The sequence below is a fragment of the Sutterella sp. AM11-39 genome (assembly GCF_003472385.1).
In the GTDB taxonomy this organism is placed as follows: domain Bacteria; phylum Pseudomonadota; class Gammaproteobacteria; order Burkholderiales; family Burkholderiaceae_F; genus Duodenibacillus; species Duodenibacillus intestinigallinarum.
Genome location: NZ_QRLV01000026.1, coordinates 1 through 1,187, shown reverse-complemented (window position 1 = coordinate 1,187; position 1,187 = coordinate 1). Strand labels below are relative to the sequence as shown.

The following is a 1,187-nucleotide window of genomic DNA, read 5'->3' as shown; positions in this document are numbered from 1 at the left end:
ATGGCAAAGGGTAAGTTTGAACGTACCAAGCCCCATGTGAACGTGGGCACCATCGGTCACGTTGACCACGGCAAGACCACGCTGACGGCTGCCATCTGCACGGTTCTCGCTACGAAGTTCGGCGGCGAAGCCAAGGCATACGATCAGATTGACGCGGCTCCCGAAGAAAAGGCCCGCGGCATCACCATCAACACGGCTCACGTTGAGTACGAAACGGAACACCGTCACTACGCACACGTTGACTGCCCGGGGCACGCCGACTACGTGAAGAACATGATTACCGGTGCTGCCCAGATGGACGGCGCCATTCTGGTGGTTTCCGCCGCTGACGGTCCGATGCCCCAGACGCGCGAACACATTCTGCTCGCCCGTCAGGTTGGCGTTCCCTACATCATCGTCTACCTGAACAAGTGCGACATGGTTGACGATCCGGAACTGCTCGAACTCGTGGAAATGGAAGTTCGTGAACTTCTGAGCAACTACAACTTCCCGGGCGACGACATTCCGATCATCAAGGGTTCGGCCAAGCTGGCACTGGAAGGCGACAAGGGTGAACTCGGCGAACAGTCGATCATGAAGCTGGCCGAAACGCTCGACAGCTACATTCCGACGCCGGAACGTGCTCTTGACCAGCCGTTCCTGATGCCGATCGAAGACGTGTTCTCGATTTCCGGCCGCGGTACCGTGGTGACGGGTCGTGTTGAACGCGGCATCATCCACGTTGGCGACGAAATCGAAATCGTTGGCATTCGTCCGACGGCCAAGACGACCTGCACGGGCGTTGAAATGTTCCGCAAGCTGCTCGACCAGGGCGAAGCCGGCGACAACATCGGCGTTCTGCTGCGCGGCACGAAGCGTGAAGAAGTTGAACGCGGTCAGGTTCTGGCCAAGCCGGGTTCCATCACGCCGCACACGAAGTTCAGCGCAGAAGTGTACGTGCTGACGAAGGAAGAAGGCGGCCGTCACACGCCGTTCTTCAAGGGCTATCGTCCGCAGTTCTACTTCCGCACGACGGACGTGACCGGCACGATCGAGCTGCCCGAAGGCGTTGAAATGGTGATGCCTGGCGACAACATTTCGATGACGGTTCAGCTGATCTGCCCGATCGCCATGCAGGAAGGTCTGCGCTTCGCTATTCGTGAAGGCGGCCACACCGTCGGCGCCGGCGTCGTTGCCAAGATCATCGA

The 1,187-nt window shown here is 59.1% G+C and carries 1 protein-coding gene; it reads left to right on the top strand.

Annotated elements, in window-relative coordinates; all coding sequences use genetic code 11:
* The coding region (gene tuf / locus DW133_RS09935; RefSeq protein WP_118276499.1) for an elongation factor Tu at nt 1–1,187 on the top strand (1,187 nt) is incomplete at its 3' end.